Annotated in this window: 16 protein-coding genes, 3 pseudogenes and 1 other annotated feature; of the genes and pseudogenes, 18 read left to right on the top strand and 1 reads right to left on the bottom strand. The window is 40.9% G+C overall.

Annotation, left to right across the window (positions count from 1 at the left end; translation table 11 throughout):
* From HT671_RS06310 to HT671_RS06260, 11 genes and pseudogenes are all read left to right on the top strand, one after another.
* Positions 1 to 452 (top strand): transposase family protein (locus tag HT671_RS06310; protein WP_172923090.1); only part of this gene is annotated, 452 nt, incomplete at its 5' end.
* A 145-nt stretch (positions 453 to 597) separates the two neighbouring features.
* Complete coding sequence (locus tag HT671_RS11650) at positions 598 to 816, top strand: hypothetical protein (RefSeq protein ID WP_033605204.1); 219 nt, start codon at positions 598 to 600, stop codon at positions 814 to 816.
* A 32-nt stretch (positions 817 to 848) separates the two neighbouring features.
* Positions 849 to 1436 carry an ABC transporter ATP-binding protein gene (locus tag HT671_RS06300; RefSeq protein WP_023936431.1) on the top strand — a complete coding sequence of 196 codons (588 nt, stop codon included), beginning with the start codon at positions 849 to 851 and terminating at the stop codon, positions 1434 to 1436.
* Positions 1437 to 1439: 3 nt separating this feature from the next.
* The gene (locus tag HT671_RS06295; RefSeq protein WP_050223296.1) at positions 1440 to 2624 is read left to right on the top strand and encodes a hypothetical protein; all 1185 of its coding nucleotides are present in this window, start codon (positions 1440 to 1442) and stop codon (positions 2622 to 2624) included.
* Positions 2625 to 2787: 163 nt separating this feature from the next.
* Positions 2788 to 2919: a sequence feature (ribosomal protein L20 leader region), on the top strand.
* Positions 2920 to 2934: 15 nt separating this feature from the next.
* Positions 2935 to 3465, top strand: a complete 531-nt coding sequence (gene infC / locus HT671_RS06290) for a translation initiation factor IF-3 (RefSeq protein ID WP_000848180.1) — start codon at positions 2935 to 2937, stop codon at positions 3463 to 3465.
* Positions 3466 to 3497: 32 nt separating this feature from the next.
* Positions 3498 to 3698 carry a 50S ribosomal protein L35 gene (gene rpmI, locus HT671_RS06285; protein ID WP_001125943.1) on the top strand — a complete coding sequence of 67 codons (201 nt, stop codon included), beginning with the start codon at positions 3498 to 3500 and terminating at the stop codon, positions 3696 to 3698.
* A gap of 51 nt (positions 3699 to 3749) precedes the next feature.
* Positions 3750 to 4109 carry a 50S ribosomal protein L20 gene (rplT, locus tag HT671_RS06280; RefSeq protein ID WP_000124834.1) on the top strand — a complete coding sequence of 120 codons (360 nt, stop codon included), beginning with the start codon at positions 3750 to 3752 and terminating at the stop codon, positions 4107 to 4109.
* Between the two features lie 57 nt (positions 4110 to 4166).
* Entirely contained in the window at positions 4167 to 4547 is a 381-nt protein-coding gene (locus HT671_RS06275) for a VOC family protein (protein WP_000157159.1), read from the top strand.
* A 247-nt stretch (positions 4548 to 4794) separates the two neighbouring features.
* A complete protein-coding gene (locus HT671_RS06270; protein WP_023936428.1) occupies positions 4795 to 5595 on the top strand; it encodes a dihydroorotate dehydrogenase electron transfer subunit in 801 nt (266 codons plus the stop codon).
* Complete coding sequence (locus HT671_RS06265; protein WP_166735477.1) at positions 5558 to 6544, top strand: dihydroorotate dehydrogenase; 987 nt, start codon at positions 5558 to 5560, stop codon at positions 6542 to 6544. Before HT671_RS06270 ends, HT671_RS06265 begins: the two co-directional genes overlap by 38 nt.
* A 41-nt stretch (positions 6545 to 6585) precedes the next feature.
* Positions 6586 to 8619, top strand: a pseudogene (locus HT671_RS06260) (glucosaminidase domain-containing protein).
* A gap of 55 nt (positions 8620 to 8674) precedes the next feature.
* On the opposite strand, the gene pavA reads toward HT671_RS06260, so the two are convergent.
* Positions 8675 to 10330 carry an Rqc2 family fibronectin-binding protein PavA gene (pavA, locus tag HT671_RS06255; RefSeq protein ID WP_050223298.1) on the bottom strand — a complete coding sequence of 552 codons (1656 nt, stop codon included), beginning with the start codon at positions 10328 to 10330 and terminating at the stop codon, positions 8675 to 8677.
* A 104-nt stretch (positions 10331 to 10434) separates the two neighbouring features.
* On the opposite strand from pavA, the gene ybeY reads away from it, so the two are divergent.
* From ybeY to HT671_RS06220, 7 genes and pseudogenes are all read left to right on the top strand, one after another.
* Positions 10435 to 10932, top strand: a complete 498-nt coding sequence (gene ybeY, locus HT671_RS06250; protein WP_000275156.1) for an rRNA maturation RNase YbeY — start codon at positions 10435 to 10437, stop codon at positions 10930 to 10932.
* Positions 10913 to 11308, top strand: a complete 396-nt coding sequence (locus HT671_RS06245; RefSeq protein WP_023939135.1) for a diacylglycerol kinase — start codon at positions 10913 to 10915, stop codon at positions 11306 to 11308. Before ybeY ends, HT671_RS06245 begins: the two co-directional genes overlap by 20 nt.
* Positions 11309 to 11324: 16 nt before the next feature.
* Positions 11325 to 12224, top strand: coding sequence for a GTPase Era (gene era / locus HT671_RS06240; RefSeq protein WP_000143269.1), 900 nt, complete (start codon positions 11325 to 11327; stop codon positions 12222 to 12224).
* A 48-nt stretch (positions 12225 to 12272) separates the two neighbouring features.
* Positions 12273 to 13097 (top strand): DNA-formamidopyrimidine glycosylase, encoded by an 825-nt coding sequence (gene mutM / locus HT671_RS06235; protein WP_172923089.1) that lies wholly within the window; start codon positions 12273 to 12275, stop codon positions 13095 to 13097.
* Complete coding sequence (gene coaE, locus HT671_RS06230) at positions 13097 to 13702, top strand: dephospho-CoA kinase (protein WP_050971507.1); 606 nt, start codon at positions 13097 to 13099, stop codon at positions 13700 to 13702. Before mutM ends, coaE begins: the two co-directional genes overlap by 1 nt.
* Positions 13689 to 14859 (top strand): annotated as a pseudogene (locus HT671_RS06225) (multidrug efflux MFS transporter); the annotation flags it as partial. The gene coaE and the pseudogene HT671_RS06225, both read left to right, overlap by 14 nt.
* Positions 14860 to 14895: 36 nt before the next feature.
* A pseudogene (locus HT671_RS06220) lies at positions 14896 to 15279 on the top strand (transposase family protein); the annotation flags it as partial.

Genomic DNA, 15279 nt, shown 5'->3' with positions numbered 1-15279 from the left:
TAAAAATCCATCGCCTTAAAAAACAATTAGCGAATGATTCTGGTAAAAAGAAATGCCACGCTATGAAGGCTCAAGCGATTGTCACAAGTCAAGGGAGAATTGTTTCTTTGGAGATCACTGTGAACTATTGTCATGATATGAAGTTGTTCAAAATGAGTCGCAGAAATATCGGACAAGCTGGTAAAATCTTGTCTGACAGTGGTTATCAAGGGCTCATGAAGATATATCCTCAAGCACAAACTCCGAGGAAATCCAGCAAACTCAAGCCGCTAACAGCTGAAGAGAAAGCCTGTAACCATGCACTATCTAAGGAGAGCAGCAAGGTTGAGAATATTTTTGCCACAGTAAAAACGTTTAAAATGTTTTCAACAACCTATCGAAATCATCGTAAACGCTTCGGATTACGAATGAATTCGATTGCTGGCATTATCAATCATGAACTAGGATTCTAGTTTTGCAGGAAGTCTAGTAGTAAAATAAACTAAAAATCTGTTGCATAATAATGATAAAAACGATATAATGAAAGCGTCTTCGATATTGATGATATAAAATCATTAAAAATTAGCAAAAATCGTTTAATTAGTTAGTTTATAATCTATTGGTCTTCTTCAGTCCAGTGTATCTGCTAAGACCGTTCTTAAAAGTTATCGCTATGATTGGAATACCTACTATAGGTATAGTATGAATTATCACAGATATGGATATATTGTCATTCCGGAATGGTCTTCTTATTATAGCTATTCTGAGTATAAAGTTGGCGGAGGCTGGAACTACGATCGTTATGAGGTAGTAAACCATTACAAAGGAGGCTATTGATCCTTAAAGAGTGAGAAAAAGGAGGACTGGATATGTTACAGCTTACTCATGTGACCTTAAAAACGCGACAAGTCATCTTGCAAGATGCGGATTTCACCTTTAATAAAGGCAGGGTTTATGGTGTTCTCGCTATCAATGGCTCTGGAAAGACGACCCTGTTCCGCGCCATTAGCAACTTAATCCCCATAAGTAGTGGAAATATCGCAGTCTCTCCTTCTTTATTTTATTATGAGAGTGTTGAATGGCTGGATGGAAACTTAAGTGGGATGGACTATCTTCGCCTTATAAAAAGCATCTGGAAGTCAGACCTGAACTTGAGGGATGAAATCGCCTACTGGGAAATGTCTGACTATATCAGCCTTCCCATTCGCAAGTATTCCCTAGGCATGAAGCAACGCTTGGTGATTGCCATGTATTTCCTCAGTCAGGCCAAATGCTGGCTTATGGATGAAATTACAAATGGCTTAGATGAGTATTATCGACAGAAGTTTTTTGATAGGCTGGCACAAATCGATAGACAAGAGCAGCTGGTTCTTTTAAGTTCCCACTATAAGGAAGAGTTGGTTGATGTCTGCGATAGAGTAGTAACCATTCATCAGGGGCAGATAGAAGAGGTTTAGTTTATGAAAGATGTTAGTCTATTTTTATTGAAAAAAGTTTTCAAAAGTCGTTTAAACTGGATTATCTTACTTTTATTTGCATCTGTACTCGGTGTTACCTTTTATTTAAATAGTCAGACTGCAAACTCACACAGCTTGGAGAGCGAGTTGGAAACCAGTGTTGTAAAATATGAGAGAATCATCAATGAAAATGAAGTGAAGCTTTCCCAAATGTCTGACACCAGCTCGGAGGAATACCAGAGTGTTAAAAGTAATTTAGACTTGCAAAAAAATTTTTTAACGCAAAAGAAAGAAATTTTGAATTTACTAAAAGAAGGACGATGGAAAGAAGCCTATTATTTGCAGTGGCAAGATGAAGAGAAGAATTATGAAGTTATGTCAAATGAACCGACTGCTAGCTCTGACTTTAAAATGGCGGTTGACCGCCAACGAAAGATTTACCAAGCCCTGTATCCCTTGAACATAAAAGCACATACTTTGGAGTTTCCGACCCACGGGATTGACCAGATTGTCTGGATTTTAGAGGCTATCATCCCAAGCTTGTTTGTGGTTGCTATTATTTTTATGCTAACGCAACTATTTGCAGAAAGATATCAAAATCATCTGGACACAGCTCAGTTATATCCTTTTTCAAAAGTGACATTTGCTTTATCCTCTCTTGGAGTTGGAGTGGGCTATGTAACTGTGCTGTTTATCGGAATCTGTGGATTTTCTTTTCTAGCGGGAAGTCTGATAAGTGGTTTTGGACAGTTAGATTATCCCTACCCAATTTATAGCTTAGCGAATCAAGAGGTAACTATTGGAAAGATACAAGATGTGTTATTTCCTGGCTTGTTCTTAGCTTTCTTAGCCTTTATCGTCATTGTGGAAGTCGTGTATTTGATTGCTTACTTTTTCAAGCAAAAAATGCCTGTCCTTTTTCTTTCACTCATTGGGATTGTTGGCTTATTGTTTGGCATCCAAACCATTCAGCCTCTTCAAAGGATTGCACATCTGATTCCCTTTACTTACTTGCGTTCAGTGGAGATTTTATCTGGAAGATTACCTAAGCAGATTGATAATGTCAATCTAAATTGGAGCATGGGGCTAGTTTTACTTCCTTACTTGATTATCCTTTTGTTAGTGGGGATTTTATTTATCGAAAGATGGGGAAATTCACGTAAAAGGGAAGTTTTTAATAGATTCTAGCTTTCCTATAGGTAGGGAAAATAAGTAAAAACTAACATAGAGAGGGAATCAACTTGATTCTCTCTTTTTGATTCGAAAACCAAACCAAAATACAAACACAAACTTTTCAAAAAATAACTTTTTATCTTGACAAGAGCTAGAAAACTTGGTATCATATAAAAGTTGAGAAAAGCAGAAGTGAGAGCTTCTCGCCTTGTGACATTAAGTTGCCTGGCCCTACGGATGAAAAGTTTCGAAGAAACGCTATCATAACGTGCGGGCTTGTATATTTACGAGTCCGCTATTGTTTTTCTCTAATAAAACAAAAGAGGTGAAAACCATAGCAAAGCAAGACTTATTCATCAATGATGAGATTCGTGTACGTGAAGTTCGCTTGATTGGTCTTGAGGGAGAACAGCTAGGCATCAAGCCACTCAGTGAAGCGCAAGCTTTGGCTGATAACGCTAATGTTGACCTAGTATTGATTCAACCCCAAGCCAAACCGCCTGTTGCAAAAATTATGGACTACGGTAAGTTCAAATTTGAGTACCAGAAGAAGCAAAAAGAACAACGTAAAAAACAAAGCGTTGTTACTGTGAAAGAAGTTCGTCTAAGTCCAACGATTGACAAGGGTGACTTTGATACAAAACTTCGCAATGCACGCAAATTCCTTGAAAAAGGAAATAAAGTTAAGGTATCTATTCGCTTTAAGGGTCGTATGATTACCCATAAAGAGATTGGTGCAAAAGTTTTAGCCGAGTTTGCTGAAGCAACTCAAGATATTGCCATCATCGAACAACGTGCTAAAATGGATGGACGTCAAATGTTCATGCAATTGGCGCCAGCGACTGACAAAAAATAATTGTCAGAAAGTTAAATAAAGGAGAAAAAATCATGCCAAAACAAAAAACACACCGCGCATCAGCTAAACGTTTCAAACGTACAGGTTCTGGTGGACTTAAACGTTTCCGTGCTTACACTTCTCACCGTTTCCACGGAAAAACTAAGAAACAACGTCGTCATCTTCGTAAAGCATCTATGGTGCATTCAGGAGATTACAAACGTATCAAAGCAATGCTTACTCGCTTGAAATAATAGCTTGACTGTAAGTAAATAATTCTAGGAAATATTTGGAGGAAATAAAACATGGCACGTGTTAAAGGTGGCGTTGTATCACGCAAACGTCGTAAACGTATTCTTAAATTAGCAAAAGGTTACTATGGAGCTAAACACATCTTGTTCCGTACTGCAAAAGAACAAGTAATGAACTCTTACTACTATGCATACCGTGATCGTCGTCAGAAAAAACGTGACTTCCGCAAATTGTGGATCACTCGTATCAACGCGGCAGCTCGTATGAACGGACTTTCATACTCACAATTGATGCATGGTTTGAAATTGGCTGAGATCGAAGTTAACCGTAAAATGCTTGCTGACTTGGCTGTTAACGATGCAGCAGCTTTCACAGCTCTTGCAGATGCAGCTAAAGCAAAACTTGGTAAATAACAACTGATGAGACTGGAAGAGGATTGTCCAGTCTTTTTAAAAATAAAGGAGAAAAATATGGCTTCAAAAATGCTACATACTTGCTTGCGAGTAGAAAATCTTGAAAAATCAATTGCATTCTATCAAGATGCTTTTGGTTTTAAAGAATTGCGTCGCAGAGATTTTCCAGATCATGCCTTCACGATTGTCTATCTAGGTCTTGAGGGTGATGACTATGAGTTGGAATTGACTTATAACTACGATCACGGCCCTTATGTGGTTGGAGATGGCTTTGCTCATATCGCCCTAAGTACACCTGATCTTGAGGTTCTTCATCAAGAGCACAGTGCAAAAGGCTATGAAGTGACTGAGCCAAATGGCCTACCAGGAACTACACCAAACTATTACTTTGTCAAAGACCCTGATGGCTACAAGGTCGAAGTCATTCGTGAAAAATAATCTCATGAGGTCAAGTAGAATGTTCCTTTTCTACTTGACTTTTTTTAGCTGAAAGAGTATACTAATAAAAATTTAACCTTTAAGGGGAGTCCAGAGAGACTCACAAGGTGTCAGATAAAAGAATAGTACAATTTTCTAGAGGAGACTTTTGAGTTTGCTCTCTTCTGTTGTACAATTTTAACTGAGGCCTTGCACTAGCAAGGTCTTTTCTTTGTCTGGTCCCCTTAAAATTTAAGGAGGAAAAGTCATGAATCCCACATGTAAGAAACGTTTGGGTGCCATTCGTTTGGAAACCATGAAGGTGGTTGCACAGGAGGAAATCGCGCCAGCAATCTTTGAACTAGTCTTAGAAGGAGAAATGGTTGAAGTCATGCGAGCAGGACAATTTCTACATCTGCGTGTGCCTGATGATGCCCATCTTTTGCGTCGTCCTATTTCAATTTCGTCTATCGATAAGGTTAAGAAGCAGTGTCATCTCATTTACCGGATTGAGGGAGCTGGGACTGCAATTTTTTCAACCTTAAGTCAGGGAGACACTCTTGATGTGATGGGGCCTCAGGGAAATGGTTTTGACTTGTCTGACCTTGATGAGCAGAATCAGGTTCTCCTTGTTGGTGGTGGGATTGGTGTTCCACCCTTGCTTGAGGTGGCCAAGGAATTGCATGAACGTGGAGTGAAAGTAGTGACAGTCCTCGGTTTTGCTAATAAGGATGCTGTTATTTTGAAAACGGAATTGGCTCAGTATGGTCAGGTCTTTGTAACGACAGATGATGGTTCTTATGGCATCAAGGGAAATGTTTCCGTTGTTATCAATGATTTAGATAGTCAGTTTGATGCTGTTTACTCGTGTGGGGCTCCAGGAATGATGAAGTATATCAATCAAACCTTTGATGATCACCCAAGAGCCTATTTATCTCTGGAATCTCGTATGGCTTGTGGGATGGGAGCTTGCTATGCCTGTGTTCTAAAAGTACCAGAAAGCGAGACGGTCAGCCAACGCGTCTGTGAAGATGGTCCTGTTTTCCGCACAGGAACAGTTGTATTATAAGGAGAAAATTATGACTACAAATCGATTACAAGTGTCTCTACCTGGTTTGGATTTGAAAAATCCGATTATTCCAGCATCAGGCTGTTTTGGCTTTGGACAAGAGTATGCCAAGTACTATGATTTAGACCTTTTAGGTTCTATTATGATCAAGGCGACAACCCTTGAACCACGTTTTGGGAATCCAACTCCAAGAGTGGCAGAGACGCCTGCTGGTATGCTCAATGCAATTGGCTTGCAAAATCCTGGTTTAGAGGTTGTTTTGGCTGAAAAGCTACCTTGGCTGGAAAGAGAATATCCAAACCTTCCTATTATTGCCAATGTAGCTGGTTTTTCAAAACAAGAGTATGCAGCTGTTTCTCATGGGATTTCCAAGGCAACTAATGTAAAAGCTATCGAGCTCAATATTTCTTGTCCCAATGTTGACCACTGTAATCATGGACTTTTGATTGGTCAAGATCCAGATTTGGCTTATGATGTGGTGAAAGCAGCTGTGGAAGCCTCAGAAGTGCCAGTTTATGTCAAATTAACCCCGAGTGTGACCGATATCGTTACTGTCGCAAAAGCTGCAGAAGATGCGGGAGCAAGTGGCTTGACCATGATCAATACTCTGGTTGGAATGCGCTTTGACCTCAAAACCAGAAAACCAATCTTGGCCAATGGAACAGGTGGAATGTCAGGTCCAGCAGTCTTTCCAGTAGCCCTCAAACTCATCCGCCAAGTAGCCCAAACAACAGACCTGCCTATCATTGGAATGGGGGGAGTGGATTCGGCTGAAGCTGCCCTAGAAATGTATCTGGCTGGGGCATCTGCTATCGGAGTTGGAACAGCTAACTTTACCAATCCTTATGCCTGCCCTGACATCATCGAAAATTTACCAAAGGTTATGGATAAATATAGTATCAGCAGTCTAGAAAATCTTCGCAAGGAAGTAAAAGAGTCTCTGAGGTAAACTGCAATCAATCTGTTCTTGATTTTTTATTAGTTTGTAATATGAATTTAGGAGAATTTTGGTACAATAAAATAAATAAGAACAGAGGAAGAAGGTTAATGAAAAAAGTAAGATTTATTTTTTTAGCTCTGCTATTTTTCTTAGCTAGTCCAGAGGGTGCAATGGCTAGTGATGGTACTTGGCAAGGAAAACAGTATCTGAAAGCAGACGGCAGTCAAGCAGCGAATGAGTGGATTTTTGATGCTCACTATCAATCTTGGTTCTATATAAAAGAAGATGCCAACTATGTTGAAAATGAATGGCTAAAGCAAGGTGACGACTATTTTTACCTCAAATCTGGTGGCTATATGGCCAAATCAGAATGGATAGAAGACAAGGGAGCCTTCTATTATCTTGACCAAAATGGAAAGATGAAAAGAAATGCTTGGCTAGGAGCTTCCTATGTCGGTGCAACAGGTGCCAAAGTAATAGAAGACTGGGTATTTGATTCTCAATACGATGCTTGGTTTTATATCAAATCAGATGGACAACACGCAGAGAAAGAATGGCTTCAAATTAAGGGCAAGGACTATTATTTCAAATCTGGTGGTTATTTGCTAACAAGTCAGTGGATTGAGCAGGCTTATGTGAATGCCAGTGGTGCCAAAGTGCAGCAAGGTTGGCTTTTTGACAAACAATACCAATCTTGGTTTTAGATCAAAGAAAATGGAAATCATGCTGACAAAGAATGGATTTTCGAAAATGGTCACTATTATTATTTCAAATCTGGTGGCTATATGGCAGCAAATGAATGGATTTGGGATAAGAAATCTTGGTTTTACCTCAAGTCTGATGGGAAAATAGCTGAAAAAGAATGGGTCTACGATTCTCATAGTCAAGCTTGGTACTACTTCAAATCCGGTGGCTACATGGCAGCCAATGAATGGATTTGGGATAAGGAATCTTGGTTTTATCTCAAATCTGATGGGAAAATAGCTGAAAAAGAATGGGTCTACGATTCTCATAGTCAAGCTTGGTACTACTTCAAATCCGGTGGCTACATGGCAGCCAATGAATGGATTTGGGATAAGGAGTCATGGTTTTACCTCAAGTCTGATGGCAAAATGGCTAAAAAAGAATGGGTCTACGATTCTAAAAGTCAAGCCTGGTACTACTTCAAATCCGGTGGCTACATGGCGAAAAATGAGACAGTAGATGGTTATCAGCTTGGAAGCGATGGTAAATGGCGTGGAGAAAAAGCTACAAATGAAAATGCTGCTTATTATCAAGTAGTACCAGTCACAGCAAATATCTATAATGCAGATGGTGAAAAGCTCTCCTATATATCGCAAGCTAGTGTTGTTTGGCTAGATAAGGATAGAAAAAGTGATGACAAGCGCCTGGCTATTACTATTTCTGGTTTGTCAGGCTATATGAAAACAGAAGATTTACAAGCGCTAGATGCTAGTAAGGACTTTATCCCTTATTATGAGAGTGATGGCCACCGTTTTTATCACTATGTGGCTCAGAATGCTAGTATCCCAGTAGCTTCTCATCTTTCTGATATGGAAGTAGGCAAGAAATATTATTCGGCAGATGGCCTGCATTTTGATGGTTTTAAGCTTGAAAATCCTTTCCTTTTCAAAGACTTGACAGAGGCTACAAACTATAGTGCTGAGGATTTGGATAAGGTATTTAGTTTGCTAAACATTAACAATAGCCTCTTGGAAAATAAGGGAGCTACCTTTAAGGAAGCCGAAGAACATTACCATATCAATGCCCTCTATCTCCTTGCCCATAGTGCTTTAGAAAGTGATTGGGGACGAAGTAAGATTGCCAAAGATAAGAATAATTTCTTTGGAATTACAGCCTATGATACGACCCCTTACCTTTCTGCCAAGACATTTGACGATGTGGATAAAGGTATTTTAGGAGCAACCAAGTGGATTAAGGAAAATTATATCGATAGGGGCAGAACTTTCCTTGGAAACAAGGCATCTGGTATGAATGTGGAATATGCCTCAGACCCTTATTGGGGCGAAAAAATTGCTAGTGTGATGATGAAAATCAATGAGAAATTAGGTGGCAAAGATTAGTCCTATAATTGGATATGATTTGAGTATAAGTTAAAAATCCTGATTTCAAATAAAATCAGGATTTTTTCATGGATGCGATTTTTTCTGGATCTGGTGTGACACGGAGGGTCTTTTGTCCTGTGTAAGTGACAAAGCCGGGTTTTCCGCCAGTTGGTTTATTGAGTTTCTTGACTTCAATCATATCTACCTGGACCAGATTTGACAGGCGACCTTGAGAGAAGTAGGCTGCAAGTTCTGCTGCGTCTGTCTTGACTTCATCAGATGGGTCAAGATTGCCTGAGATGACAACATGGCTTCCAGGAATGTCCTTGGCATGGAACCAAAGTTCCTCCTTGCGGGCCATTTTAAAGGTTAGTTCCTCATTTTGCAGGTTATTGCGGCCAACATAGATGATGGTTTTGCCATCGCTTGCTAGATATTGTTCTGGTTTTTTACGTTTCTGGATTTTTTCTCTCTGTCTTCTACGGATAAAGCCGGTTTGAATCAATTCTTCACGGATTTCAGCGATTTCTTCCAGTCCAGCTTGGTTGAGGACAGTTTCGACACTTTCCAGATAGAGAATGGTTGCCTTGGTTTCCTCAATCAGATCAGTCAAGTATTTGACAGCTTCTTTGAGTTTCTGGTACCGTTTAAAATAGCGTTGGGCATTCTGGTTGGGAGTCAAGGCCTTATCAAGCGCAATGGTGATAGGTTGATTAGTGTAGTAGTTGTCTAGGATAACCTGGTCTTGGTCGTTAGGCACTTGGTGGAGGAAGGTTGTCAGCAATTCTCCTTTTTGGCGAAATTCTTCAGCATTGTCTGTCGCCAGTAACTCTTTTTCCTGTTTTTTCAGCTTATGTCGATTTTTCTGCAGTTCGTTTTCAACACGGCGAATGAGTTCACTGGCTTGCTGTTTGACACGGTCTCGCTCAGCCTTGTCCTTATAGTAGGTGTCCAACAAATCAGAAAGACTGGAAAAAGGCTCTCCCACTTGATTTTCAAAAGGAACTGGACTGAAAGAAGTCTCAGTCAAGCATGGTTTGGTTTCTTGATGGAAAAAGTTTCGGAAAGTGGAAAGTTTTTCACTAACCAGTATGCTTTCCAATTTATTTGCCGTATCGCGTCCCAGACCTTGAAAGAGGCTTTGAAGATTTTTAGCTGTCGTTTCCTGTGTTTGCAGGATTTCAAAGAGTTTCTCGTCCTTGATTGTAAAAGGATTGAGAGATTCCGTACTTGGCGGAGCGATGTAGGTCGACCCAGGAAGCAAGGTACGGTAGCTATTTTGTGAAAAGCCAACGTGTTTGATAACTTCGAGGATTTTATGACTGCTTTTATCGACCAGTAGAATATTACTGTGTTTCCCCATAATTTCGATAATCAAGGTAGCCTGGATATGGTCTCCAATCTCGTTTTTATTGGAAACTGTAATTTCCACAATACGGTCATTTTCCACTTGCTCAATCGACTCAATCAGGGCCCCCTGCAAATACTTTCTCAAAATCATGATAAAGGTAGAAGGTTGGGCTGGATTTTCAAAAGTCGTTTGGGTCAGCTGAATGCGTCCAAAAACTGGATGGGCAGAAAGGAGCAGGCGATGGCTTTGGCGATTGCTGCGGATTTGCAAGACCAACTCTTGTTCAAAAGGCTGATTGATTTTCTGGATGCGACCATTCACTAATTCGCTTCGCAATTCCTCAACTATGTGGTGTAAAAAAAATCCGTCAAATGACATCGTTCTCTCCTTGTGATTGTATTCCATAGTATTATATCAAAAAGGTAGAATAAAATCATGGAAATGTGGTATAATAAAGCCAAGTAAAGAGAAACGAGAAGCACATGTATATTGAAATGGTAGATGAAACTGGTCAAGTTTCAAAAGAAATGTTGCAACAAACCCAAGAAATTTTGGAATTTGCAGCCCAAAAATTAGGAAAAGAAGACAAGGAGATGGCAGTCACTTTTGTGACCAATGAGCGTAGTCATGAACTTAATCTGGAGTACCGTGACACCGACCGTCCGACAGATGTCATCAGCCTTGAGTATAAACCAGAATTGGAAATTGCCTTTGACGAAGAGGATTTGCTTGAAAATCCAGAATTGGCAGAGATGATGTCTGAGTTTGATGCCTATATTGGGGAATTGTTCATCTCTATCGATAAGGCTCATGAGCAGGCCGAAGAATATGGTCACAGCTTTGAGCGTGAGATGGGCTTCTTGGCAGTACACGGCTTTTTACATATTAACGGCTATGATCACTACACTCCGGAAGAAGAAGCGGAGATGTTCGGTTTACAAGAAGAAATTTTGACAGCCTATGGACTCACAAGACAATAAACGAAAATGGAAAAATCGTGACTTGATATCCAGTTTAGAATTTGCTTTGACAGGTATTTTTACTGCTATCAAGGAAGAATGCAATATGCGAAAACACGCAGTGACGGCTCTAGTGGTCATCCTTGCAGGTTTTGTTTTTCAGGTGTCACGAATCGAATGGCTCTTTCTCCTATTGAGCATTTTCTTGGTAGTAGCCTTTGAGATTATCAACTCTGCTATTGAAAATGTGGTGGATTTGGCCAGTCACTATCACTTTTCCATGCTGGCTAAAAATGCCAAGGATATGGCGGCTGGCGCGGTATTAGTGGTTTCTCTTTTCGCAGCCTTAACAGGCGCATTGATTTTTCTCCCACGAATCTGGGATTTATTATTTTAAACAGTAAGAGGAAATTATGACTTTTAAATCAGGCTTTGTAGCCATTTTAGGACGTCCCAATGTTGGGAAGTCAACCTTTTTAAATCACGTTATGGGGCAAAAGATTGCCATCATGAGTGACAAGGCGCAGACAACGCGCAATAAAATCATGGGAATTTACACGACTGATAAGGAGCAAATTGTCTTTATCGACACACCAGGGATTCACAAGCCTAAAACAGCTCTCGGAGATTTCATGGTTGAGTCTGCCTACAGCACCCTTCGCGAAGTGGACACCGTTCTTTTCATGGTGCCTGCTGATGAAGCGCGTGGTAAGGGGGACGATATGATTATCGAGCGTCTCAAGGCTACCAAGGTTCCTGTGATTTTGGTGGTGAATAAAATCGATAAGGTCCATCCAGACCAGCTCTTGTCTCAGATTGATGACTTCCGTAATCAAATAGACTTTAAGGAAATTGTTCCAATCTCAGCCCTTCAGGGAAATAATGTGTCTCGTCTAGTGGATATTTTGAGTGAAAATCTGGATGAAGGTTTCCAATATTTCCCGTCTGATCAAATCACAGATCATCCAGAACGTTTCTTAGTTTCAGAAATGGTTCGCGAGAAAGTCTTGCACCTAACTCGTGAAGAGATTCCGCATTCTGTAGCAGTAGTTGTTGACTGTATGAAACGAGACGAAGAGACAGACAAGGTTCACATCCGTGCAACCATCATGGTCGAGCGCGATAGCCAAAAAGGGATTATCATCGGTAAAGGTGGCGCTATGCTTAAGAAAATCGGTAGTATGGCCCGTCGTGATATCGAACTTATGCTAGGAGACAAGGTCTTCCTAGAAACCTGGGTCAAGGTCAAGAAAAACTGGCGCGATAAAAAGCTAGATTTGGCTGACTTTGGCTATAATGAAAAAGAATACTAAGTAGAGGTGGGCTCATGCCTGCTTCTTGTTTTTACAGAAGGAGGACGTATGCCTGAATTACCTGAGGTTGAAACCGTTCGTCGTGGTTTAGAAAAATTGATTCTGGGAAAGAAGATTTCGAGTATAGAAATTCGCTATCCCAAGATGATTAAGACAGATTTGGACGAGTTTCGAAAGGAAGTGCCTGGCCAAGTTGTTGAGTCAATGGGACGTCGTGGAAAATATTTGCTGTTTTACCTAACAGACAAGGTCTTGATTTCCCATCTGCGGATGGAGGGCAAGTATTTTTACTATCCGTACCAGGTTCCTGAACGCAAGCATGCCCATGTTTTCTTTCAGTTTGAAGATGGTGGCACGCTTGTTTATGAGGATGTTCGCAAGTTTGGTACTATGGAACTCTTGGCGCCTGACCTTTTGGATGCCTACTTTATTTCTAAAAAATTAGGTCCTGAACCAAGCGAACAAGACTTTGACTTGCAGATCTTTCAAGATGCCCTAGCCAAGTCCAAAAAGCCTATCAAATCCCATCTCCTAGACCAGACCTTGGTAGCTGGACTTGGCAATATCTATGTGGATGAGGTTCTCTGGCGAGCTCAGGTTCATCCGGCAAGACCTTCCCAGACTTTGACAGCAGCAGAAACGACAGCCATTTATGACCAAACCATTGCTATTTTGGGCCAGGCCGTTGAAAAAGGTGGTTCGACCATTCGGACCTATACCAATGCCTTTGGGGAAGATGGAACCATGCAGGATTTTCATCAGGTCTATGACAAGGCTGGTCAAGAGTGTTCACGCTGTGGGACAGTGATTGAGAAAATCCAACTAGGCGGACGTGGAACCCACTTTTGTCCTCAGTGCCAAAGGAGGGGCTGATGAGAAAAATCATCGGAATCACTGGGGGAATTGCCTCTGGTAAGTCAACCGTGACAAATTTTCTAAGAAAGCAAGGCTTTCAAGTAGTGGATGCCGACGCAGCCGTCCACCAACTACAGAAACCTGGTGGTCGTCTGTTTGAAGCTCTAGTCCAGCACTTTGGTCAAAAAATTATCTTAGAAAATGGAGAACTCAATCGCCCTCTCCTAGCTAATCTCATCTTTTCAAATCCTGAAGAACAGGAATGGTCTAAGCGAATCCAAGGAAAGATTATCCGTGAGGAACTAGCTACGTTGAGAGATCAGTTTGCTCAGACAGAAGAGATTTTTTTCATGGATATCCCCTTACTTTTTGAGCAGAACTACGTCTCTTGGTTTGATGAGACTTGGTTGGTCTATGTGGACCGAGATGTCCAAGTAGAACGCTTAATGAAAAGGGACAACTTGTCCAAAGATGAAGCTGAGTCTCGTCTGGCAGCCCAGTGGCCTTTAGAGAAAAAGAAAGATTTGGCCAGCCATGTTTTAAACAACAATGGGAATCAGGACCAGCTTCTTACTCAAGTGGTCTCCCTGCTTGAGGGAGGTAAGCAAGATGACAGAGATTAACTGGAAGGATAATCTGCGCATTGCCTGGTTTGGTAATTTTCTGACAGGAGCCAGTATTTCCTTAGTTGTGCCTTTTATGCCCATCTTTGTGGAAAATCTAGGTGTTGGGAGTGAGCAAGCTGCTTTTTATGCAGGTTTAGCTATTTCTGTCTCTGCCATTTCCGCGGCGCTCTTTTCTCCTATCTGGGGAATCCTTGCTGATAAATACGGTCGAAAACCCATGATGATTCGTGCTGGTCTGGCCATGACTATCACTATGGGAGGCTTGACCTTTGTGCCAAATATTTATTGGCTAATCTTTCTTCGTTTACTGAATGGTGTATTTGCGGGTTTTGTTCCCAATTCAACGGCCTTGATAGCCAGTCAGGTTCCCAAGGAGAAATCAGGCTCTGCCTTAGGTACTTTGTCTACAGGTGTAGTTGCAGGTACTCTAACTGGTCCCTTTATTGGTGGCTTTATCGCAGAATTATTTGGCATTCGTACAGTTTTCCTACTGGTTGGTAGTTTTCTGTTTCTAGCCGCTATTTTAACTATTTGCTTTATCAAGGAAGATTTTCAACCAGTAGCCAAGGAAAAGGCCATCCCAACAAAGGAATTATTTACATCAGTTAAATATCCCTATCTCTTGGTCAACCTCTTTCTGACCAGTTTTGTTATCCAATTTTCAGCCCAATCAATCGGTCCTATCTTAGCTCTGTATGTACGCGACTTAGGGCAGACAGAGAATCTTCTTTTTGTATCTGGTTTGATTGTATCCAGTATGGGCTTTTCCAGCATGATGAGTGCAGGAGTTATGGGCAAGCTAGGTGACAAGGTGGGCAATCATCGTCTCTTGGTTGTCGCCCAGTTTTATTCAGTCATCATCTATCTTCTCTGTGCCAATTCCTCTAGTCCCCTTCAACTAGGACTCTATCGATTCCTCTTTGGCTTGGGAACCGGTGCGCTGATACCTGGGGTCAATGCCCTTCTCAGTAAGATGACACCCAAAGCTGGTATTTCGAGGGTCTTTGCCTTTAATCAGGTATTCTTTTATCTGGGAGGTGTCGTTGGTCCTATGGCAGGTTCTGCAGTAGCAGGACAATTTGGCTACCATGCAGTCTTTTATGCGACAAGCCTTTAGTTGTCTCTTTAACCTGCTTCAATTTCGAACATTATTAGACTTCCTGCGAAACAATATATGGTATAATAGTTCTATGGATTATGAAGCAAGTGAACAACTAACTGATGCACGATTTAAGCTCCTGGTTGGTGTTCAGTGCACGACTTTTGAAGAGATGTTAGCTGTATTAAAAAGAGATTATCAAGGTAAACACGCAAAAGGGGGACGAAAACCTAAACTAAGCCTAGAATACCTTCTTATGGCGACTTCAATATGTGCGAGAATATCGAACTTATGAAGAAATTGCGGCTGATCTTGGTATCCACGAAAGCAACTTAATCCGTCGGAGCCAATGGGTTGAAGTAACTCTTGTTCAAAGGTGGTGTTGCGATTTCAAGAACTCCTCTCAGTTCTGAGGACACGGTAATGATTGATGCGACGGAAGTAAAAATCAATCGTCCTAAAAAAACAATTAGCG

The sequence above is a fragment of the Streptococcus sp. 2741 genome, from assembly GCF_013276315.1.
GTDB classification, from domain to species: domain Bacteria; phylum Bacillota; class Bacilli; order Lactobacillales; family Streptococcaceae; genus Streptococcus; species Streptococcus pseudopneumoniae.
The sequence above is the reverse complement of the archived record's forward strand: the minus strand, read 5'-3'. Positions and strand labels throughout refer to the sequence as shown.